The sequence below is a fragment of the Bacillus paralicheniformis genome (assembly GCF_001042485.2).
GTDB classification, from domain to species: domain Bacteria; phylum Bacillota; class Bacilli; order Bacillales; family Bacillaceae; genus Bacillus; species Bacillus paralicheniformis.
The window spans coordinates 14,396-34,888 of record NZ_LBMN02000006.1 but is presented as its reverse complement, the minus strand read 5'-3'; the positions used below and the strand labels follow the sequence as shown (position 1 = coordinate 34,888).

Annotated in this window: 24 protein-coding genes; 20 read left to right on the top strand and 4 right to left on the bottom strand. The window is 47.8% G+C overall.

The window, feature by feature from the left end:
- Nucleotides 1-55: 55 nt before the first annotated feature.
- Nucleotides 56-535 (bottom strand): MarR family transcriptional regulator, encoded by a 480-nt coding sequence (locus tag ACH97_RS06415; protein ID WP_023856369.1) that lies wholly within the window; start codon nucleotides 533-535, stop codon nucleotides 56-58.
- 196 nt (nucleotides 536-731) lie between these two features.
- Between ACH97_RS06415 and hprK the strand changes: the two genes are divergently transcribed.
- The 5 genes from hprK to ACH97_RS06390 are packed head-to-tail and all read left to right on the top strand — an operon-like array spanning nucleotide 732 to nucleotide 4,612.
- Entirely contained in the window at nucleotides 732-1,664 is a 933-nt protein-coding gene (gene hprK, locus ACH97_RS06410; protein WP_023856368.1) for an HPr(Ser) kinase/phosphatase, read from the top strand.
- Between the two features lie 11 nt (nucleotides 1,665-1,675).
- Entirely contained in the window at nucleotides 1,676-2,488 is an 813-nt protein-coding gene (lgt, locus tag ACH97_RS06405; protein WP_020453077.1) for a prolipoprotein diacylglyceryl transferase, read from the top strand.
- Nucleotides 2,489-2,512: 24 nt separating this feature from the next.
- Complete coding sequence (locus tag ACH97_RS06400) at nucleotides 2,513-3,460, top strand: nucleoside recognition domain-containing protein (protein WP_020453076.1); 948 nt, start codon at nucleotides 2,513-2,515, stop codon at nucleotides 3,458-3,460.
- Nucleotides 3,450-4,097: a pyrophosphatase PpaX gene (gene ppaX, locus ACH97_RS06395; RefSeq protein WP_048349946.1), complete on the top strand. Its 648-nt coding sequence runs from the start codon at nucleotides 3,450-3,452 to the stop codon at nucleotides 4,095-4,097. Before ACH97_RS06400 ends, ppaX begins: the two co-directional genes overlap by 11 nt.
- Nucleotides 4,094-4,612, top strand: coding sequence for an acyltransferase (locus tag ACH97_RS06390; protein WP_020453074.1), 519 nt, complete (start codon nucleotides 4,094-4,096; stop codon nucleotides 4,610-4,612). Before ppaX ends, ACH97_RS06390 begins: the two co-directional genes overlap by 4 nt.
- Before the next feature lie 29 nt (nucleotides 4,613-4,641).
- On the opposite strand, the gene ACH97_RS06385 is transcribed toward ACH97_RS06390, so the two are convergent.
- Nucleotides 4,642-5,310: a pectate lyase gene (locus tag ACH97_RS06385; RefSeq protein ID WP_020453073.1), complete on the bottom strand. Its 669-nt coding sequence runs from the start codon at nucleotides 5,308-5,310 to the stop codon at nucleotides 4,642-4,644.
- 280 nt (nucleotides 5,311-5,590) lie between these two features.
- Nucleotides 5,591-6,316: a C39 family peptidase gene (locus ACH97_RS06380; protein ID WP_048349947.1), complete on the bottom strand. Its 726-nt coding sequence runs from the start codon at nucleotides 6,314-6,316 to the stop codon at nucleotides 5,591-5,593.
- Between the two features lie 232 nt (nucleotides 6,317-6,548).
- On the opposite strand from ACH97_RS06380, the gene ACH97_RS06375 reads away from it, so the two are divergent.
- The 8 genes from ACH97_RS06375 to hisIE are packed head-to-tail and all read left to right on the top strand — an operon-like array spanning nucleotide 6,549 to nucleotide 12,976.
- The gene (locus ACH97_RS06375; RefSeq protein WP_020453071.1) at nucleotides 6,549-7,724 is read left to right on the top strand and encodes an ATP phosphoribosyltransferase regulatory subunit; all 1,176 of its coding nucleotides are present in this window, start codon (nucleotides 6,549-6,551) and stop codon (nucleotides 7,722-7,724) included.
- Nucleotides 7,717-8,358, top strand: coding sequence for an ATP phosphoribosyltransferase (gene hisG, locus ACH97_RS06370; RefSeq protein WP_020453070.1), 642 nt, complete (start codon nucleotides 7,717-7,719; stop codon nucleotides 8,356-8,358). The genes ACH97_RS06375 and hisG overlap by 8 nt, the downstream gene beginning before the upstream one ends.
- Complete coding sequence (gene hisD / locus ACH97_RS06365; protein WP_020453069.1) at nucleotides 8,355-9,635, top strand: histidinol dehydrogenase; 1,281 nt, start codon at nucleotides 8,355-8,357, stop codon at nucleotides 9,633-9,635. Before hisG ends, hisD begins: the two co-directional genes overlap by 4 nt.
- Nucleotides 9,635-10,219, top strand: coding sequence for an imidazoleglycerol-phosphate dehydratase HisB (gene hisB, locus ACH97_RS06360; protein ID WP_020453068.1), 585 nt, complete (start codon nucleotides 9,635-9,637; stop codon nucleotides 10,217-10,219). The genes hisD and hisB overlap by 1 nt, the downstream gene beginning before the upstream one ends.
- A complete protein-coding gene (gene hisH / locus ACH97_RS06355) occupies nucleotides 10,220-10,858 on the top strand; it encodes an imidazole glycerol phosphate synthase subunit HisH (RefSeq protein WP_020453067.1) in 639 nt (212 codons plus the stop codon).
- Entirely contained in the window at nucleotides 10,855-11,592 is a 738-nt protein-coding gene (gene hisA, locus ACH97_RS06350; RefSeq protein ID WP_020453066.1) for a 1-(5-phosphoribosyl)-5-[(5-phosphoribosylamino)methylideneamino]imidazole-4-carboxamide isomerase, read from the top strand. The genes hisH and hisA overlap by 4 nt, the downstream gene beginning before the upstream one ends.
- Nucleotides 11,589-12,347, top strand: coding sequence for an imidazole glycerol phosphate synthase subunit HisF (gene hisF / locus ACH97_RS06345; protein WP_020453065.1), 759 nt, complete (start codon nucleotides 11,589-11,591; stop codon nucleotides 12,345-12,347). The genes hisA and hisF overlap by 4 nt, the downstream gene beginning before the upstream one ends.
- Nucleotides 12,344-12,976, top strand: coding sequence for a bifunctional phosphoribosyl-AMP cyclohydrolase/phosphoribosyl-ATP diphosphatase HisIE (hisIE, locus tag ACH97_RS06340; RefSeq protein WP_020453064.1), 633 nt, complete (start codon nucleotides 12,344-12,346; stop codon nucleotides 12,974-12,976). Before hisF ends, hisIE begins: the two co-directional genes overlap by 4 nt.
- Before the next feature lie 58 nt (nucleotides 12,977-13,034).
- Here hisIE and ACH97_RS06335 read toward each other — a convergent pair whose 3' ends face one another.
- The gene (locus ACH97_RS06335) at nucleotides 13,035-13,514 is read right to left on the bottom strand and encodes a GNAT family N-acetyltransferase (protein WP_020453063.1); all 480 of its coding nucleotides are present in this window, start codon (nucleotides 13,512-13,514) and stop codon (nucleotides 13,035-13,037) included.
- Nucleotides 13,515-13,808: 294 nt separating this feature from the next.
- Between ACH97_RS06335 and ACH97_RS06330 the strand changes: the two genes are divergently transcribed.
- The 7 genes from ACH97_RS06330 (at nucleotide 13,809) to ACH97_RS06295 (ending at nucleotide 20,400) form a co-directional block, all read left to right on the top strand.
- Nucleotides 13,809-15,269: a tetratricopeptide repeat protein gene (locus tag ACH97_RS06330; protein WP_048349948.1), complete on the top strand. Its 1,461-nt coding sequence runs from the start codon at nucleotides 13,809-13,811 to the stop codon at nucleotides 15,267-15,269.
- Between the two features lie 166 nt (nucleotides 15,270-15,435).
- Entirely contained in the window at nucleotides 15,436-16,386 is a 951-nt protein-coding gene (trxB, locus tag ACH97_RS06325) for a thioredoxin-disulfide reductase (RefSeq protein WP_020453061.1), read from the top strand.
- Nucleotides 16,387-16,796: 410 nt separating this feature from the next.
- Nucleotides 16,797-17,270, top strand: a complete 474-nt coding sequence (locus ACH97_RS06315) for an 8-oxo-dGTP diphosphatase (protein WP_142238573.1) — start codon at nucleotides 16,797-16,799, stop codon at nucleotides 17,268-17,270.
- A gap of 21 nt (nucleotides 17,271-17,291) precedes the next feature.
- Nucleotides 17,292-18,179, top strand: a complete 888-nt coding sequence (rapZ, locus tag ACH97_RS06310; protein WP_048349949.1) for an RNase adapter RapZ — start codon at nucleotides 17,292-17,294, stop codon at nucleotides 18,177-18,179.
- Between the two features lies 1 nt (nucleotide 18,180).
- A complete protein-coding gene (locus ACH97_RS06305) occupies nucleotides 18,181-19,134 on the top strand; it encodes a gluconeogenesis factor YvcK family protein (RefSeq protein ID WP_003185579.1) in 954 nt (317 codons plus the stop codon).
- Nucleotides 19,135-19,162: 28 nt separating this feature from the next.
- Nucleotides 19,163-20,113 carry a DNA-binding protein WhiA gene (gene whiA / locus ACH97_RS06300; RefSeq protein WP_003185576.1) on the top strand — a complete coding sequence of 317 codons (951 nt, stop codon included), beginning with the start codon at nucleotides 19,163-19,165 and terminating at the stop codon, nucleotides 20,111-20,113.
- Between the two features lie 17 nt (nucleotides 20,114-20,130).
- Nucleotides 20,131-20,400, top strand: a complete 270-nt coding sequence (locus ACH97_RS06295; protein ID WP_003185574.1) for an HPr family phosphocarrier protein — start codon at nucleotides 20,131-20,133, stop codon at nucleotides 20,398-20,400.
- Nucleotides 20,401-20,493 lie beyond the last annotated feature (93 nt).

The following is a 20,493-nucleotide window of genomic DNA, read 5'->3' as shown; positions in this document are numbered from 1 at the left end:
TTGTCAAAAGAAATTTTTCAACAAAAAAAGCTGCGCCGTTTTCCGGGCAGCTTGTCTATTCATCGTCAGCTTTTAACGCTTTTTCAAGAATGGTAAGGCCTTCATTCACTTGGGTTTTTTCCTGTTCGTTCAGTTTCTGGAGCGCCTTTTTGAGCTTTTCGTGGCCCTTTTTGTAAAGGCTTCGAAAAATCCCCTTTGCATCTTCGGTTAGTTCAACAACAATTGTTCTCCGGTCTTGCTCGGAATGTGTTCTTTTGATGAAGTTCGCTTGTTCAAGGCGGCTGAGCAGTCCGGTCATATTTGAAAGGGAAGCGCCCATTTTTTCAGCGATTTCAGAGACTTTCAGTGTGCCGTGGTTGTTCAGAAGCATTAAAACTTTCATTTGCGGCATGCTGAGATCGAGCTTCATCCATTCGGAGACATCCCCCAGGCCGGCAGCGGTCAGTACTTTCATATAAAGAACCCATGTCTCTTTTTCTTCCGGGGTCAAAATGTCTTCGTTCAGCACGGTGGTATCATGGATATTGTATTTCAACGGTTCTTCACTTCCTTTTCGCGTTCCTCTTTACATACTACTGATTTTTCGCTTTGAAAGAAAGCCCGGGAAAAGAAGACTTCACCGAAGTGTCAAGGGGGGCCATTTTCAAAAAATGTTTTAGGTTCATTTTGAAAGTGATAGAATAAAGCTGAATGTCTAGTTCTTCATCTGAGAAGAGGAGGGTGCATCAATCGTGCCGAAAGTTCGAACAAAAGATGTGATGGATAAATTTAAGCTTGAGCTCATCAGCGGAGAAGAAGGGATCAACCGCCCGATTACGATGAGCGATTTATCAAGACCGGGCCTTGAAATGGCTGGTTATTTTACATACTATCCAAAAGAGAGGGTTCAGCTGCTTGGGAAGACCGAGATTACCTTTTTTGAAAAGCTTCCAGAGGAAGAAAAAAAGCAGCGGATGCTGTCGTTATGCACGGGAATTACACCGGCGATCATCCTTTCCCGTGATTTGCCGATTCCGCCTGAACTCATCGAGGCTTCCGAAGAAAACGGCGTGCCTGTGCTTCGATCCCCGTTAAAGACGACGCGCCTGACAAGCCGTCTGACGAATTTTCTTGAAAGCCAGCTGGCTCCGACAACTGCGATTCACGGCGTCCTCGTCGATGTTTACGGCGTCGGGGTGCTCATTATCGGAAAGAGCGGCGTTGGAAAAAGCGAAACGGCTTTGGAGCTTGTCAAAAGAGGCCATCGCCTTGTAGCGGATGACTGCGTTGAGATCAGACAGGAAGACCAGGATACATTGATCGGAAGCGCGCCTGAATTAATTGAGCATCTCCTGGAAATCAGAGGCCTTGGTATTATCAATGTCATGACGTTATTTGGCGCGGGGGCGGTCAGAAGCTTTAAACGGATTACTCTTGTCATGAGCCTGGAGCTTTGGGAGCAAGGAAAGCAGTATGACCGCTTAGGGCTTGAAGAAGATACAATGAAAATTATTGATACAGACGTTCCGAAGCTGACAATTCCGGTTCGTCCGGGAAGAAATCTTGCCGTCATCATCGAAGTGGCCGCAATGAACTTCAGACTAAAGAGAATGGGTCTGAATGCCGCTGAGCAATTTACCCATAAGCTTGCGGATGTGATTGAAGATGGTGAGCTTGAAGAATAGGAGCTGACAATATGAATGAAACGATTGAACCTTTAAATCCGATTGCTTTTCACCTGGGGCCGATTGCTGTCCATTGGTACGGCATTATCATCGGCCTTGGCGCTTTGCTGGGCTTGTGGCTGGCGGTCAGGGAAGGCGAGCGGAGGGGGCTGCATAAGGACACCTTTGTCGATTTGGTGCTTTTTGCGATCCCGATTGCGATTTTATGTGCAAGGGCATACTATGTCATTTTTCAATGGGGCTATTACAGTGAACACCCGGACCAAATTATTCAAATATGGAACGGCGGCCTTGCGATCCACGGCGGACTGATCGGCGCCGTACTGACGGGAATCATTTATGCGAAGGTCAAAGGGCTTTCGTTTTGGAAGCTGGCTGATATTGCTGCTCCAAGCATCCTGCTCGGTCAGGCGATCGGCCGCTGGGGAAACTTTATGAACCAGGAAGCGCACGGTGAGGCGGTGTCAAGAGCGTTTTTAGAAAACCTCCACCTGCCTGATTTTATCATCAATCAAATGTACATCGACGGGCAGTACTACCAGCCTACCTTTTTGTATGAATCGCTGTGGAGCTTCACGGGAGTAGTCGTTCTGCTTCTTTTAAGAAAAGCGAATTTAAAGCGAGGCGAGCTGTTCTTAATCTATGTCATTTGGTATTCGATGGGACGCTACTATATCGAAGGCCTGAGAACGGACAGTCTGATGCTGACGGCGAACCTTCGCATCGCCCAGGTGATTTCAATCGTCCTGATCCTCAGTGCGGCTGCGCTGATAGCCTACAGACGTTTCAAAGGGCGAGAGATTAAACGGTATCAGGAGATGTAGCGATTTTACAAAGGGGAGACAGCAATGAAGGGAACTTTAAAAGCCGGAGCTGTGGCGGGGCTGAAAACGACGTGGACACTCGGAAAAGTGATTTTTCCTGTCACGCTGATTGTCAGCCTGCTTCAGCATACACCGGTGATGGACTGGTTGATCAAGCTGATCACGCCGGCGATGGGAATTTTCGGGTTGTCAGGGGAAGCGGCGATACCGCTTGTGCTCGGCAACATGCTGAACTTGTATGCCGGAATTGCGGGGATTTTAACGCTTGATTTGACAGTTAAAGAAGTGTTTATTTTAGCGGTGATGCTGTCGTTTTGCCACAATTTGATTATCGAATCGACCGTTGCATCAAGGGTCGGAATTAAAATATGGCTTATTTTGCTTGTGCGCATCGGCCTCGCCGTTTTTTCGGCCTTTATCATTAACCTTGTCTGGCACGGCGGTCAGGATGCGGCCCAATACGGCTTGATCTCTGCGAAAAGCGCCGCTCCTTCCGGCTGGCTTGAAATTGCGCTTGAAGCCGTCACCAAGGCGGGTCTTGGCGTCCTTCAGCTTGCAGCCATCGTGATACCGCTGATGATCATCATTCAATATATGAGAGACCTTGGCTGGCTGCATACTTTTTCAAAGTGGTTTGCACCGCTGACGAGAATGCTCGGCATGAAAGAGAACACCTCAATGACGATGGTTGCCGGGCTGACGATCGGCCTTGCATATGGGGCCGGCGTTATGATCAAAGCGGTCGAAGAAGACGGCGTCAGCAAAAGAGATGTAACGCTCGCGTTTATTTTTCTCGTTGCCTGTCACGCGGTTGTGGAAGACACATTGGTATTTATCCCGCTCGGCATTCCGGTCTGGCCTCTTTTGTTGATCAGGCTTGTAACCGCGATTCTGCTGACGATCGCGATTTCGCGCATCTGGAGAAAGCCGGGTTATTCCGTTCGCAGAAAGGAAGCTTTGTATGAAAGTTAATACGGTTTTATTTGATTTGGATGGAACGCTAATCAATACAAATGAGCTGATCATCGCCTCATTTTTGCACACGCTCGACCATTATGCACCGGGACGCTATAAACGGGAGGATGTCCTTGCTTTCATCGGACCTTCCCTTTATGAAACGTTCTCAAGCATTCAAAAGGATAAGGCTGAAGAAATGATCACCATGTACCGGACATTTAATCATCAGATGCATGATGAACTGGTAACCGAGTATGAGACGGTTTACGAGACGCTGGAACGTCTCGCGGAAGAAGGGTATAAGCTCGGGATTGTCACGACAAAGCTGCGGGACACCGTTATCATGGGGCTTAAACTGACGGGGCTTGATGCCTTTTTCGAGACGGTTGTGACGCTGGATGACGTCAAGCGGCCGAAGCCAGATCCCGAGCCTGTTTTGCTCGCCCTTTCCAAGCTTGGCAGCCGTCCGGAAGAAGCCATCATGATCGGTGATAATTACCACGATATATTAGCAGGGAAGAACGCCGGAACGAAAACAGCAGGCGTTGCGTGGACGATTAAAGGAGAAGAAAGCCTGGCTAAACACGAGCCTGATTTTATGCTCCAGCAAATGAGCGATCTCCTTCGCATTCTTGAGGTGGAGGAAGCTTGAGAAAAACGAAGCGCTATCCGGTGTCCGGCGCCAATTCCTTATGGCACATCTATCAGACGGTTCCATTTTTTAAAGTGGTCAAAAACTTTATCGTCATTCAGGCAGCGCGCTATACGCCGTTTCTTGGGATGAAAAATTGGATGTACCGGACGTTTTTGCGGATGAAAATCGGAGAGAAATGCTCATTTGCTTTAATGGTCATGCCGGATATCATGTTTCCTGAAAAGATCTCCGTCGGGCGTAACACCGTGATCGGCTACAATACGACCATTTTGGCGCACGAGTATTTAATAAAAGAATATCGGCTCGGCGAGGTTGTCATCGGCGATGAAGTCATGATCGGAGCCAATACGACGATCCTTCCAGGCGTCGAAATCGGAGACGGCGCCGTCATTTCCGCCGGTACGCTCGTTCATAAAGATGTGCCTCCGGGCGCTTTTGTCGGCGGCAATCCGATGCGGCTGATCTATACAAAAGAAGAAATGGAAAAAAGGTTGGAGACCCCCGCTGAATAAAGAACGGGGGCCTTTATTTGCAATCAAAGTTAAAATTCATGATTGTTCCTTTCCGTAATATGCTTCACACCGATCCACTTCTTTCCGACTTTTGAGTACCTTGTATTTGTCATCGTAACGGAACTTGTACTGCTGTCGGTTCTGAAGATGGCCTCTTTCATATTTGTAATCGTGCAGTTATCAATATTGACCACTGCCTTAAATGTCGAGCCTCCGAGCTGGCGAATGAATTTGCCTCCTTGATCCGCAGTGAAATTTTTCACGGTAAATGTACTCGCTTTATTAATCTGAAAGATTTTGTCCGCGGCAAGCCGGGCTGATCCTCCGTTAATCGTGACATTTCCTTCGCTTTTGACAGTCAGGGCATCTTCGCCGACATCTTCCCAAACAACATTGCTTATAGAAGCGTTACCATAAGTGTGAACACCGTCAGCAGCAGGAGCGCCAAGCACGACATTTTTGAGCGTTGCGCCATTCTCCACTTTGAAAATCGGTTTTTGATCTTCGCGCTGGCTTCCGTCCCCCAGCTCCGGACCTGCAATCAGCCGCTTGCCTTTCCCGTCATACGTTTGTCCTTTTTCGACTACGATCGTTTTGTGAACGACCTCGGCGGCCGAGGCTTTTTCGGGCAGAGCCTGTCCAAACCCGCAGACGAGCAAACCTGACAAAATAACCGTACCTGCTAATCTCTTCATCATTTTCATCCTCCTCATGAAATATTGTTCAAAACAGATTTGTCTCCCGTAGGTGAAAGCAGTTTCTGGTCCATTTGCAATAAGATGAGACACCTATTTCGGTACTATCATATATGCGAGTTTGCTGACGTGTAAACAAATAATTTGAATATTGTGAAAAAACAGTAAATAAAACACGTGAAATGGGGTTGTTTTCTGTATTTTGGATGTGACGAAAGGGTAAAGGGGCTTATTTTAATAGGGGTTGAAAGAACTAAAAAAAGGCAGGGGGTTAACTGCCTTTTTAGGCGGCGATCACGATCGCCTGACTGCCCATTTGTTTCCATGATTTTTCAAAATGTTCTCTATCTGTTTTTCTGTTTTTATATCCGTACGGATCATTCACATAAACGTAATCTTCATCATAGCCTGTCACGGCAACACTGTGAACGCTGTACGTCACATCGACTTTGCCTGACGGTGTATTCCATGTTCCCATATCGTTGACTGGGGTGAAATGTACAGTGGTGATCACCCAAACCGGTCTTCCCTGATTCAGCTGTTCATATATTTTCTCCGGCTCACTTCCCGTCAAATCGACAGCTTTAGTACCTGCGTATGAATAGGCCAAATCGTAAATCGGGCCATGGTAGACACTCAGTCCGGGTCCGTTTTCCATATCTCCGACAAAGCCGTCGTTAGGATTTCCCTTTAAGCCGTTTTCATAGTGCAGAGGCACTTTTTTCACCTCATTGGCAAGCTCATTTTTTGTGACATGATATCCGCTGTAGTTTAAGATCATCGCCAGGCTGGCGACTTCACAGCCGTTATAAAGCTTCGGCGAGTCCATTTGGTTGATCAGCGGGACGTCAAGCGGCTGACGTACTTCTTTATTGTCAGCAGCATTCTTATGGCTGCTGTGCAGCATTTCGGCTAACGGGCTTAACGCATCTTTAGAAAACAGTATAAGAACGGCGGTCATAAGAGCTGCTACGAAAAAAATAAAAAAAAGAGTTTTGAAAAATTTCATTCTAAGTCTCCTGTCTTCCCTTTGCTGGTTTGGTTAAGGCAAAGATTTGCGATCGTATACATTATAACATCAAGATGTTCATGACATAAAAGTTATCATTTCCCATACGGTCCGGAGTCTATTTTAAGAGCGGCTGTTGATTTTGATTCTTTTATCTGTTAGCATATTATCATATTAGCGAACTAAAGGATTCGGAATTTTCCTTCAAACGGTTATGGGGGTGCAAGTGTAGATGTTTATGTTTGAAAAACCGCATGGCATGCGGGATACGCTGCCTGTGCTTTACGAAACGAAGAAAAAGGTGCGCTCTTCATTAACAGAGGTGATGGCTTTGTGGGGGTATCAGTTCATGGAGACACCGGCCCTTGAATTTTATGATACGGTCGGTGTGCAGTCGGCCATATTGGATCAGCAGTTGTTTAAACTCCTTGATCAGGAGGGACAGACGCTCGTGTTAAGACCTGATATGACGGCTCCGATCGCAAGGGTGGCGGCCTCAAAGCTTCATAAAGATGATCACCCGCTTAGAGTGGGCTATGCTGCAAATGTGTTCAGGGCACAGGAGCGTGAAGGCGGGCGTGCCGCCGAATTTGAGCAAGTCGGCGTCGAACTGATCGGCGATGGATCTACAAGCGCTGACGCAGAAGTGATTGCGCTCGTCATTTTTTCGCTTAAAAAAGCCGGCCTGACTTCATTTAAAATCTCGATCGGCCATGTCGGAATTTCAGACGCTCTGTTTGTGGAGGTTTTAGGAAACGAAGAAAGGGCTCATGTCCTGCGGCGCTATTTATACGAAAAGAACTATGTCGGCTACCGGGAGCATGTAAAATCCCTCAATTTATCCTCAATTGATAAAAGCAGGCTGCTCGAGCTTTTGGAGTTGAGAGGCGGTATTGAAACGTGCAGCAAGGCGGCATCGATCATCGATTCTGAAAAAGGAAAACGCGCGGTTTCAGAACTGAAGACGCTTTGGGAGACGCTCGGCGACTATAGTTGCACGGACGACATTAAGCTCGATTTAGGCATGGTCAGCCATATGAGCTACTATACCGGCGTTTTGTTTGAAATCTATGCTGAAAACGTCGGCTTTCCGATCGGAAACGGCGGCAGATATGACCAGCTTCTCGGCCGCTTCGACTCACCCGCTCCGGCAACCGGTTTCGGCATCAGGACTGACAGGCTGCTGGAAGCATTGAAGCCGGCTGAAGAGCAAGAAAAAATCGATGTCGTCATCTTCAGCACGGAACAGAGAAAAGAGGCGATCAGATTTGCCGAAGAAGAGCGAAGAAAAGGCAAAAAAGTCGTCATACAGGACTTAGCGGGAATCGGAGATATTGACCAAATGACAAAGTCTTTTCAAAACGTGACCTATTTTATCGGGGCCAGAAAGGAAGAGAAGCATGGGTAAGGAATTGACGATTGCGATGCCGAAAGGGCGGATATTTGAGGAAGCTGCCGATATGCTTCGAAAAGCAGGCTATCAGCTCCCTGAAGAATTCGACGATTCGAGAAAGCTGATCATTCAAGTGCCTGAAGAGAACCTTCGCTTTATCCTCGCCAAGCCGATGGATGTCACAACATATGTCGAGCACGGGGTGGCCGATGTCGGAATCGCCGGCAAAGATGTCCTGCTGGAAGAAGAACGCGATGTCTACGAGGTGCTTGATTTAAACATCAGCAAATGCCGTCTTGCCGTAGCCGGCCTGGCAGAGACGGCGGCCGACAGCGTTGCACCCCGGGTTGCGACCAAGTATCCAAATGTCGCGTCAAGCTACTTCAGGGAGCAGGGAGAACAAGTGGAAATCATCAAGCTCAACGGTTCGATTGAACTCGCTCCCTTGATCGGGCTTGCCGGCCGAATCGTTGATATCGTATCAACAGGACAGACTTTAAGGGAAAACGGGCTGGTTGAAACCGAAAAAATTTGCGACATCACGTCGCGTTTCATCGTAAATCCTGTCAGCTACCGAATGAAAGACGCAGTCATCGATGAAATGGCTTCAAAACTTTCTCTTATTGTGGAAGGGGAAAAAGCAAAATGAAGATCAAATCCATCAGCGGAAATACGTCGGTTTTACTAAAGCGCACCATTGACGCCGGAACGGAAGAACAAAGAAAAGCAGTCCGCGGCATTATCGAAGAAGTGAAAAAGAACGGGAATTCAGCTGTTTCCGCATTCACAAGGCAATTTGACGGAGCGGATGTGGCCGACTTTCGCGTTTCTGAAAAGGAAATCAAGGAAGCATACACCACGCTCAAAAAGCGGGATCTCGAGATTATTCGGGCGGCGATTTTAAACATTAAAGAATATCATGAGCGGCAGCTCACATCATCATGGTTTTACCACCGCAAGGACGGAACGATGCTCGGCCAAAAAATTACGCCGCTTGATTCAGCCGGAGTGTACGTGCCCGGCGGAACGGCTGCTTACCCATCATCGGTCCTGATGAATGTCATTCCGGCGCTTGTTGCCGGCGTCGATCGCATTGTCCTTGCCTCACCTCCGGGAAAAGACGGCAAATTGTCGGCGGGAGTGCTGGCGGCTGCCGCCGAGCTTGGCGTCACAGAGATTTACAAAATGGGCGGCGCTCAGGCGATTGCCGCATTGGCTTACGGAACGGAATCCATTTCCCCCGTCGATAAAATCACGGGACCTGGCAATATTTACGTCGCCTTTGCTAAACGGGAAGTATTCGGCCAGGTTGATATCGATATGATCGCGGGCCCAAGTGAAATCGCCATCCTCGCTGACAGTACGGCAAACCACCGGGAAATCGCCGCTGATCTACTTTCACAGGCTGAGCACGATGCGATGGCATCGAGCATTCTTGTCACCGACTCAAAGCCGCTTGCCGAATCTGTTTTAAAAGAGGTTTACGAACAGCTCGAACATCTTCCGAGAAAAGAGATTGCACGGCAGTCGATTGACAACCACGGTTTGATCTATGTTACAAAGACGATGCATGAAGCCGTTTCCGTCATCAATGAGCTCGCTCCTGAACATTTGGAAATTTTAACAGCTCAGCCTGATGCCCTGCTCGGACAGATCAAACACGCGGGCGCCATTTTCCTGGGCCGCTACAGTTCAGAGCCGGTGGGCGATTATTTTGCAGGCCCTAATCATGTTCTGCCGACTAACGGCACAGCCAGATTTTCAAGCCCGCTAAATGTGACTGACTTCCAAAAGCGCTCCAGCATCATTTCCTACAGCAGGGATGCATTCCGCGAGAATGCCGAGAACATCGCGGCCTTTGCAAGATTAGAAGGACTTGAAGCCCATGCAAGAGCAATTGAATCCAGAGACCGGGAGGAAAACTGATGAGAAAAGCCGAACGGGCAAGAAAAACCAATGAAACTGATATTAAATTATCCTTTCATATTGATGGAGAAGGGAAAGCGGATATTCAAACGGATGTCCCGTTTATGACACATATGCTCGATTTATTTACAAAACACGGGCAGTTTGACCTTTCAGTTGAAGCGAAAGGCGATGTTGAAATCGACGACCACCATACGACTGAAGATATCGGTATTTGTCTCGGACAGGCGCTTTTGGAAGCGCTCGGAGATAAACAAGGAATCAAACGCTACGGTTCGAGCATGGTACCGATGGATGAAGCGCTCGCCCAGGTTGCGATTGATCTGAGCAACAGGCCGCACCTCGAGTTCAGAGCCGAATTCCCGAGCCGGAAAGTCGGAACATTTGATACAGAGCTTGTCCATGAATTTTTGTGGAAGTTTGCGCTGGAAGCGCGAATGAATCTTCACGTCATCGTTCATTACGGTACGAATACCCACCACATGATCGAGGCGATTTTTAAAGCGCTGGGACGTGCGCTTGATGAAGCGACATTGATCGATCCGCGGGTCAAAGGAATTCCGTCAACGAAAGGAATGCTGTAAATGATCGGTGTCATAGATTACGGAATGGGAAACCTGTACAGCGTCTCTAAAGCGCTTGAACGGATCGATGCTCCTTATTTCGTGTCCGAGCATCCGGATGAACTTAAGAAAGCGGACAGCTATATCCTTCCGGGAGTCGGCGCTTTTCGGGATGCGATGGAGACTTTAAGCCAGACCGGCCTGAAAACATTTATTCAAGATGCCGTAAGCGAAGGAAAACCTTTTCTCGGCATATGCCTCGGCATGCAGCTTTTGTTTGAAGAAAGCGAAGAACGCGGGGCGTCAGAAGGACTCGGCCTTTTGAAAGGAAAAATCGTTAAACTGAAAGACCGTGATCAAGCGGGAGATCGCTTAAAAGTGCCTCACATGGGCTGGAATCTGCTCACGGTCCACCGCGACTCTCCGCTTTTACCAAAGACGAAAGAAGGATATGCGTATTTCGTTCATTCGTATTATGTCAGCGGAATCGAAGAGGAGGCTTTGCTTGCCAGCGCCGAATACGGTGTGCGTGTGCCCGCTGTCGTCGGTCTTGGCAATGTATACGGCGCCCAGTTCCATCCGGAAAAAAGCAGTGCGGTCGGCATGTCGATCTTAAAGCGTTTCAAGCAGCTTACACAAGAACAGAAGGTGAAAAAATGAGCGAGTTTACTGTATACCCTGCCATTGACATGAGAAACGGCAAATGCGTCAGGCTCATCCAGGGAGATTACGAAAAAGAAACGATTTACGGTCATTCCCCTCTGGATATGGCCTCCCGGTTTGCTGAAGCGGGGGCAGACTGGATTCATCTTGTCGATTTGGACGGGGCAAGAGAAGGCAAAAAAGTGAACGACAGCCACGTCATAAGCATTGCTGATGAGCTCAACGTTAAAGTGCAGGTCGGCGGCGGCATCAGGACCGAAAAAGACGTGTATGACTACTTGTCGCAAGGTGTTGAAAGGGTGATCTTAGGCAGCTCGGCCGTATCAAATCCCGAGTTTGTCAAAAACATGCTGAAAGCTTACGGCCGGCATATCGCAATCGGTCTTGACGCAAGAGACGGATTTGTTTCGACTGAAGGATGGCTTGAGACCTCCTCCGTTAGAGCGGAAGAGCTTGGCCGCGAGCTTGCGAATGAAGGTGCGGAAGTGTTTATCTTTACCGACATTGCGACTGACGGAATGCTGTCAGGACCGAATATCAGCAGTACAGTGGAGCTTGCCAGGGCAACCGGTAAACAAGTCATTGCCTCCGGCGGTGTCAGCTCTCTCGCCGATCTTGAGGCACTCGCTTCCCGGGCTGCGGAAGGCGTCTCTGGCGCCATTGTCGGAAAAGCGCTGTATACCAATCAATTTACCGTGGCTGAAGCGCTTGAAAGGGTGGCGGAAAAGTGATCACAAAACGAATTATCCCGTGTTTAGACGTAAAAGACGGCCGCGTTGTCAAAGGTGTACAGTTTGTTGAATTGAAAGATGCCGGCGACCCCGTTGAGCTGGCTGAAGTATATGATCGTGAAGGCGCTGATGAGCTTGTTTTTCTCGATATCTCGGCATCCCACGAGGGGAGAAAAACGATGGTTGACGTCGTTGAAAGAGTGGCGGCCAAGCTGGCGATCCCGTTTACCGTCGGCGGCGGCATTAATCGTTTGGATGATATGAAAACGATCCTGCGGGCCGGAGCCGACAAAGTTTCCGTTAATACGGCTGCCGTTCTCCGTCCGGAACTGATAACGGAAGGCGCTGACTTTTTCGGCTCTCAATGCATTGTCGTCGCGATTGATGCAAAATTCGATCCGGAAGCTGATCAGTATTATGTTTATACACACGGCGGACGTAAAAAGACGGACCTTGAGGCCGTTTCATGGGCAAAGGAAGCCGTTCAGCGGGGAGCCGGTGAAATCCTGCTGACAAGCATGGATGCAGACGGAGAAAAGAACGGATTTGACTGCAGGCTCACAAAGTGTGTATCAGAAGCCGTTTCAGTCCCGGTCATTGCATCCGGAGGCGCAGGTCATGCGGACCACATGTATGATGCATTTGCAGAAGGGCAGGCGGACGCGGCTCTTGCCGCATCTATCTTTCATTACAAAGAAACATCTGTAAAAGAAGTAAAAGCTTATTTAAAAGAGCGCGGGGTGAATGTAAGATGATCAAGGCAGACGAGTTGACATTTAATGAAGCCGGCTTGATTCCGGCGATTGTCCAGGATGCAGTGAGCAAGGAAGTGCTGACACTTGCTTATATGAACAAAGAATCGTTTGAAAAAACGCTGGAAACGAAGGAGACATGGTTTTTCAGCAGGTCGCGAGGAGAGCTCTGGCATAAGGGAGCGACGTCAGGAAACATTCAGCGTGTGATAGACATCAGGCTTGACTGTGATCAGGATGCGCTCATCGTGCTGGTCGAACCGGCGGGACCGGCCTGTCATACAGGAAGCTACAGCTGTTTCTCGCCCGGCGAACATATCAGACAGACTGGCGGCGGCCGCTTTGACATCATCAATGAACTTGAAACGGTGATTGCCAAACGGCAGGCGGAAATGCCTGAAGGCGCATATACGACATATTTGTTCAGTGAAGGCGTTGACAAGATTTTGAAGAAGGTTGGCGAAGAAGCGGCGGAAGTCATTATCGCTGCAAAAAACCGGGATTCTGAAGAGCTGAAATGGGAAGCGGCTGACCTTCTTTACCATCTGCTCGTTTTGCTGAGGGAGCAGTCCCTTCCGCTTGATGATGTGCTTGGCGTCCTGAAAGAGCGCCATGAAGGCGCTGAATCATAAGCGTATTGCTTACACCTAAAAAGCAAACTGCCTTTTGGGTGTTTTCCCGATAGGGGAGCTATTTGATGTTTAATTTCATCACGATTTGCTCTCCGATCGGCCCCGTTTTTCTTTCCCCTGTGTCTGCAAATCCGGCTTTCACATACAGGTGCTGGGCCGCGGTGTTTTTCACGTTCACAACCAGCACGATTTCATGACAATGGGTGAACGCCTTGGCGACAAACTCAGGAAGCTTGAGCATTCCTTCTTTTGCAAAACCTTTTCCCTGGTGCTTTCTGTCGACGGATAGTGCCGTTAACAGCATGGCTTCCGGGTTGTACGAGTAGTCTTTTACCCTCTCGGTCGCATGCAGGATAAAAAATCCGACGGGCTTGCCTTCGCTTAACATTACGATTGGAAACTGACCGTCCGTCCGTTTTAAAACCTCTTTCGGCAGCGCGGTAAATCGATGCTGTTCTTCAGGAAGCTCGAATTCGAGAAGCGCAGCTGAATGTTCTTCCGAGAAATGCTTCAATTGTATTGATCCGCTTTTTTTCACATGATGAACCCCCTTTCTATGATCATACAATGGGAACGTATATTCGTCACTATCTAGTGCTAAAAAAAGATTTTGCCCTGGTTAAAATAAAAAGCGTACTTCCGATATAAAACCTACCTTGAACCTTCTGAAGGCCCTATGCGCTCCGATGCTCCAAACGTCCGGAATAAAATGGTGAAAAAACCATATGTGGAAAATGAAGAGAATTTTCTCGAAACTTGTTTTTGACCTGTTAAGCCGGCGGGGAACTATGTTATACTACTCACGGTATATAGTTTGAAATGGAGGGTATCTGTGGGAAAGTACACTTCTGAACACCATAAAGATTCGAGAATTGTCCAACTGTTCCAAGATGGGCAATATTTTTATCATAAAGGGCTCAAAGCATATAGAGAACGCAATTTATCCCGCGCGAGCAAGCTCATTCAGAGAGCGATTTTTCTTGAACCGGAAAACACGGGAATGCTGTCCCAACTTGCGGTTATTTACACGGAAATGGGATTTTATCAGCAATCAAATGAACTTTTGGACTTTATCCTGAAGAACATCAACGAAAAAATGACTGAATGCTACTATTTTAAAGCAAACAACTATGCGCACCTCGGTCTTTTTCACGAAGCCTACAAAGCAGCGGAGACTTATTTAAAAGAAGACCCGGACGGCGAGTTCAGCGAGGAAAATGCGGAGCTCCTTGATTTATTGGATATGGGAGAGGAAGATGAGGGCTATTCGCAGTTCGATCAGGACGACTTGATTCTGAAACAGGATCGGGCGAAATCACTGCTGGAAAATGGACAGCTTCAAGAATCGATCGTGATGCTTGAAGAAATCACTTCCGATTACCCAGAGTTTTGGTCAGCTTACAACAACCTTGCACTGGCATATTTTTATGCCGGAGACATTCAGAAAGCCAAAACGACGATTTTTTCGGTCTTGGAAAAAAGCCATGGAAACCTGCATGCGCTTTGCAATCTTCTCATTTTTTATCACTATGAACGACGGGACGATAAGGTCGAGGCGCTTTCCGAACAGCTTTCCAATGTTTATCCGATGCTGTTTGAGCAAAGGTATAAGCTCGGCGCCACGCTATCCCTCGTCGGCAGATACGATCTCGGCTATAAATGGCTGAAATCACTCTACCGCATGGGATTTGAAGGGGATGAGACCTTTTATTACTGGCTCGCCTGCTCAGCTTACTACACCGGCCGCACTCAATTTGCCCGGTCTGTATGGAAAAAGATGCAGGAAGAGTATCCGGATGACGCCCGCATGGAGCCGTGGAAAGAACGGAAGGAAAAGAAACCTGTCCAGCGGCCGCTTGAGGAGCGCCTTGCCGCGTACTATATCAGCGGAAGAAAAGGGGAAAAAGCCCAGCTGAAAGCGGTGCTTGATTCACAGATGGCAAAAACGCCGTTTGAAGATCAGTTTGTCAGGCTTGTGCTTTACGGGGAAAGCAGTGCAGCCGTTGATTCAAAAGACGCGCTACTTGCTTACAGGACTGCAAAAGCGATTGAACAAGCGGATCAGTCGGCGATGGAGCAGGAGGCCATGTGCTTTTGGATTTTCCATGTCATTCAGCAGATCAGGGCTTACGGGCTTCAGCTGAAAAATGCCGGCGGGCTTGCGGCAGCGATCTATTACATTTGGAAGACGGAGCATCAGGAGCGTTTGACAAAAGCCGAAACCGCTAAAATTTTCCAAATATCGCCCAGAACGCTTTCAAAGTATGAACGTACATTAAAAGAGCATCTATAGAAACAGGTGTGAACTTCATTGTTCAGCCTGTTTTATTATGTGAGCAAAAAAATAGCGATTATTCATGATATTTTATAGGATATGGGTAAGGAAGTTATAAGAAGGGAATCTTATTTAACAGGAATGCACTGCTTGCAAGCATAAGATTCATGAAGGAGTGAACATTGTGTCAGAAGAAAAAATGTATGACGTCATTATTATAGGAGCAGGTCCTGCGGGAATGACGGCAGCCGTTTATACGTCAAGGGCGAACCTGTCGACTTTGATGGTTGAAAGAGGCGTTCCGGGCGGACAGATGGCCAATACGGAGGATGTTGAAAACTATCCGGGATTTGAAAGCATTCTGGGACCCGAGCTTTCAAATAAAATGTTTGAACATGCGAAAAAGTTCGGCGCTGAGTATGCGTACGGCGATATTAAAGAAGTCGTCGATGAAGGAGACTATAAGATCGTCAAAGCGGGATCAAAAGAATTTAAAGCGCGCGCGGTCATCATCACAGCAGGCGCCGAATATAAGAAGCTCGGCGTACCTGGCGAAAAAGAGCTTGGCGGCCGCGGCGTTTCTTATTGTGCGGTTTGTGACGGCGCCTTCTTTAAAAACAAAGAGCTGGTCGTTGTCGGAGGAGGAGACTCCGCTGTTGAAGAAGGCGTGTACTTAACCCGTTTCGCTTCGAAAGTAACAATCGTCCATCGCCGCGATAAGCTGAGAGCGCAAAGCATTCTTCAGGCGCGCGCGTTTGACAACGAAAAAGTCGACTTTCTCTGGAATAAGACGGTCAAGGAAATTCATGAAAAAGACGGAAAGGTCGGCAAAGTAACGCTGGTCGATACGGTCACGGGCGAAGAAGAAGAGTTCCGGACTGACGGCGTCTTTATCTACATCGGCATGCTCCCGCTTTCAGAGCCGTTCAAAAACCTCGGCATTACAAATGAAGAGGGCTACATCGTGACAAATGAACAGATGGAAACAAAAGTCGAAGGTATTTTTGCAGCGGGCGATATCCGCGAGAAAACCCTTCGCCAAATCGTAACGGCAACAGGCGACGGAAGCATTGCCGCACAGAGCGTTCAGCACTATATAGAAGAGCTGAAAGAGAAAGAAAAGGCTGTAAAATAACGTATTTTTATCGTCATCATGATTTAACCGCCCTGTAACACCAGTGAAACAATTATTCGTTATGATGGGTATAGTAATTGACCCCCTTTTATAATGAATTTTATTGGCACGGATGATCTTATCCGTGTCCTTTTTTTGTTTTATTTTTCCTTAAAGAGAAATTTTTACAAATTTCACAAGTTGTTCAAATTTCAATATTGAAACGTCCATTTTTGCTGTAAAATAGAATAAAAGAACGGTTTTCGCAAGCGCTTCCATTCGCTGAAAAAGCCGTTTCTTTAAGTTTTACCCGGAAAAAGCCTTAAAGCAGTCCGGAAAAAAGCGATTTTCGCGGCGGAACTGCATGTTCATTGTGAGCGGGGACAGGAAACGGTATAATAGAAAAAAGAATTGAAGGAATAAAAGGATGGGTGACAACTTTGCAAAGAGTGACGAATTGTGTGCTGACATCAGGTGATAAAGTCCTGTTGCTGCAAAAGCCCAGACGAGGCTGGTGGGTAGCCCCCGGCGGCAAAATGGAAAGCGGGGAAACCGTCAGGGACGCCGTCATCAGGGAATACCGCGAAGAGACGGGCCTGTATGTGCTGAACCCGCAGCTGAAAGGGATATTCACCTTTATCATAAAAGAAAATGATCAGGTCGTATCTGAATGGATGATGTTCACATTCGTCGCCGATCATTATACAGGTAAACATGTAGAAGAATCGGAAGAGGGCATCATCAGGTGGCATCAGGCGGGAGACGTCGGGAGCCTGCCGATGGCGCCGGGCGACGTCCATATTCTGGATTTTATGCTGAAAGGCAAAGGACTGCTTCACGGCACCTTTACGTATACGCCTGACTTTGAATTGCTGTCCTATCGCCTCGACCCGCAAGGCGAATAAACATAAGAGGGGGAGAGAAGCATGAATGCGAATGGAGGCCATGATATACAGCTTGTGATCATAACCGGAATGTCAGGGGCAGGAAAAACAGTGGCGATTCAAAGCTTTGAAGATCTCGGTTTTTTCTGTGTCGATAATCTGCCGCCATCTTTGCTGCCGAAATTTTTGGAGCTGATGAAGGAATCAAGTTCAAAAATGAGCAAAGTTGCCCTTGTTATGGATTTGCGCGGCCGCGAGTTTTTTGACAGCCTGATTGAAGCGCTTGACGAGATTGGGGAAACATCCTGGATTACCCCGCGAATTTTATTTTTAGATGCCAAGGATTTGGTTCTCGTTTCAAGATATAAAGAGACAAGAAGGTCCCATCCCCTTGCGACAACTGGCCTGCCGCTTGAGGGCATCCGAACGGAACGGGAGCTTCTCGAAGAGCTGAAAGGCCGTTCTCAAATCATCTATGATACATCCGATATGAAGCCGAAAGACCTGCGCGAAAAAATCGTCCAGCATTTTGCGGCAGATCACGGACATACCTTTACTGTGAATGTGATGTCATTCGGGTTTAAATACGGATTGCCGATCGACGCTGATCTAGTGTTCGACGTAAGGTTCCTTCCCAATCCGTACTATATCGACAGCATGAGGCCGCTGACGGGGAAAGACCAGGAAGTATCTTCATATGTGATGAAATGGAACGAAACGCAAAAGTTTCTTGAAAAATTGACCGAGCTGCTGAGCTTTATGCTTCCGTCATACAAGCGAGAAGGAAAAAGCCAGCTTGTCATCGCGATTGGCTGCACCGGCGGACAGCATCGTTCTGTGACGCTGGCTGAATACCTTGCCGATTATTTTAAAAAGGACTACTATACTCATGTTACTCACCGGGACATCGAGAAGAAAAGCAGAAAATAGCATGGCAGATCAGAAAAAAATCGCAATCTTTGGCGGAGGAACTGGCCTTTCGGTACTGCTCAGAGGATTGAAGCAGCAGCCGGTAGACATCACGGCGATTGTGACAGTCGCAGATGACGGCGGAAGCTCGGGGAGGCTGCGCGACGAGCTGAAAATTCCCCCGCCGGGGGACGTCAGAAATGTCCTCGCTGCACTGTCTGATGTCGAACCGCTTGTTGAAGACCTGTTCCAGCACCGCTTCTCTAAAGGCGGCGATTTAATCGGCCATTCATTGGGAAATTTGATTTTGGCGGCGATGACGAATATAACCGGTGATTTCTTTCACGCCGTCACTGAAATGAGCAAAGTCTTAAATGTGAGAGGAAGGGTTCTGCCCGCGGCCAATACCAGCGTTGTCCTTCATGCGGAAATGGATGACGGACAGATCATATCAGGGGAATCGACGATTCCGTCTTACGGGAAGCGGATTAAACGGGTGTTTTTAACCCCTGAAAAAATCGAACCCGTTCCGGAAACGATTGACGTGATCCGCGGCGCCGACCTGATTATTCTCGGCCCCGGAAGCCTGTATACGAGCATCTTGCCGAACCTTCTCGTTCCGAAGATAAGGGAAGAGATATTAAACGCCCCGGCAAAAAAAGTTTATATTTGCAATGTAATGACCCAGCCGGGAGAAACGCTGTACTACAGTGCGGCAGACCATGTAAAAGCGCTTAACCAGCATATGGGCGGTCCGTTTATCGATACGATCCTCGTCAACAATGAGGAAATCCCGGACGACATTCGGGAACGCTATGCGAAGGAGCAGGCACAGCCCGTCCAGTTTAATATTGATGATCTGTCTGCGATGGGGCTTGAGGTCATCAAAGATCAGATTGTGACATACGAGAATGGCGTGATCCGTCATGATACACATAAAGTCGCTTCGCTACTTGTTGATTTGTTAAAAGAATAGCAGGCCTTGGAATGGGGGTGTCTATAATATGTCATTTGCATCGGAAACGAAAAAAGAACTTACAAACCTTGAAGTAAAGGATTGCTGCGCGAAAGCAGAGCTCTCTGCCCTCATTCGGATGAACGGTTCATTGTCTTTCTCAAACCGAAAAGTGGTTCTCGACGTCCAGACCGAGAACGCGGCCATCGCCAGAAGAATTTACACATTGCTGAAGAAACAATACGATGTTTCCGTTGAACTGCTCGTTCGAAAGAAAATGAGACTGAAAAAAAACAATGTCTACATCGTACGCCTGATCGAAAATGCCAAGCCGATTCTCGAGGACTTGAAAATACTCGGAGACAACTTTGTCATTGCCAGAAACATCTCCGAAGACTTAGTCAAAAAACGATGCTGCAAACGGTCTTATATGAGAGGGGCATTTTTAGCCGGGGGTTCTGTCAACAATCCCGAGACATCTTCTTACCACCTCGAGATTTTTTCGCTGTACAAAGAGCATAATGATTCATTGTGCAGGCTCATGAATCAGTTCCATTTAAACAGCAAAACGCTTGAGCGGAAAAAGGGATACATCACGTATCTGAAGGAAGCCGAAAAAATCACCGAGTTTTTGAATGTGATCGGCGCGCATAATTCGCTGCTCCGCTTTGAAGACGTCCGGATCGTGCGCGATATGAGAAACTCGGTCAACCGGCTCGTCAATTGCGAGACCGCCAATTTAAACAAAACGATCGGCGCTTCTCTGCGGCAGGTGGAAAACATCAAGCTGATCGACGAAAGAATCGGGCTTGATGCGCTGCCGGAAAAGCTGAGGGAAATCGCTCAGCTCCGCATTGATTATCAGGAAGTAACATTAAAGGAACTCGGGGAAATGGTGTCGAGCGGAAAAATCAGCAAATCGGGCATCAACCACCGACTTAGGAAACTGGATGAAATAGCTGAGCAGCTGCGTTCAGGACAATCTGTCTCTTTAAAATAGGGAATGGGGGAGATCGTATGGTTCAACAAAAAGTGGAAGTTCTTTTAAAAACAGGGCTTCAAGCGCGCCCAGCGGCATTGTTTGTTCAAGAAGCCAACCGTTTTCAATCAGATATTTTTCTGGAAAAGGGAGATAAAAAAGTGAATGCCAAAAGCATCATGGGGCTGATGAGCCTTGCTGTCAGCTCCGGATCGGAAGTCACGCTGATCGCTGACGGATCCGATGAACAAGATGCCCTTGATGCACTGACTGCATATGTTCAAGAGAAAGAAGCTAAACCTTTATGAGGTTTGGCTTTTTCTCATTGATAAGCGGAAGGAGAATTACCGATGACGACGATGCTCGATTCGCTGTTTAAGAGGATTGGATACAAGCCAGGT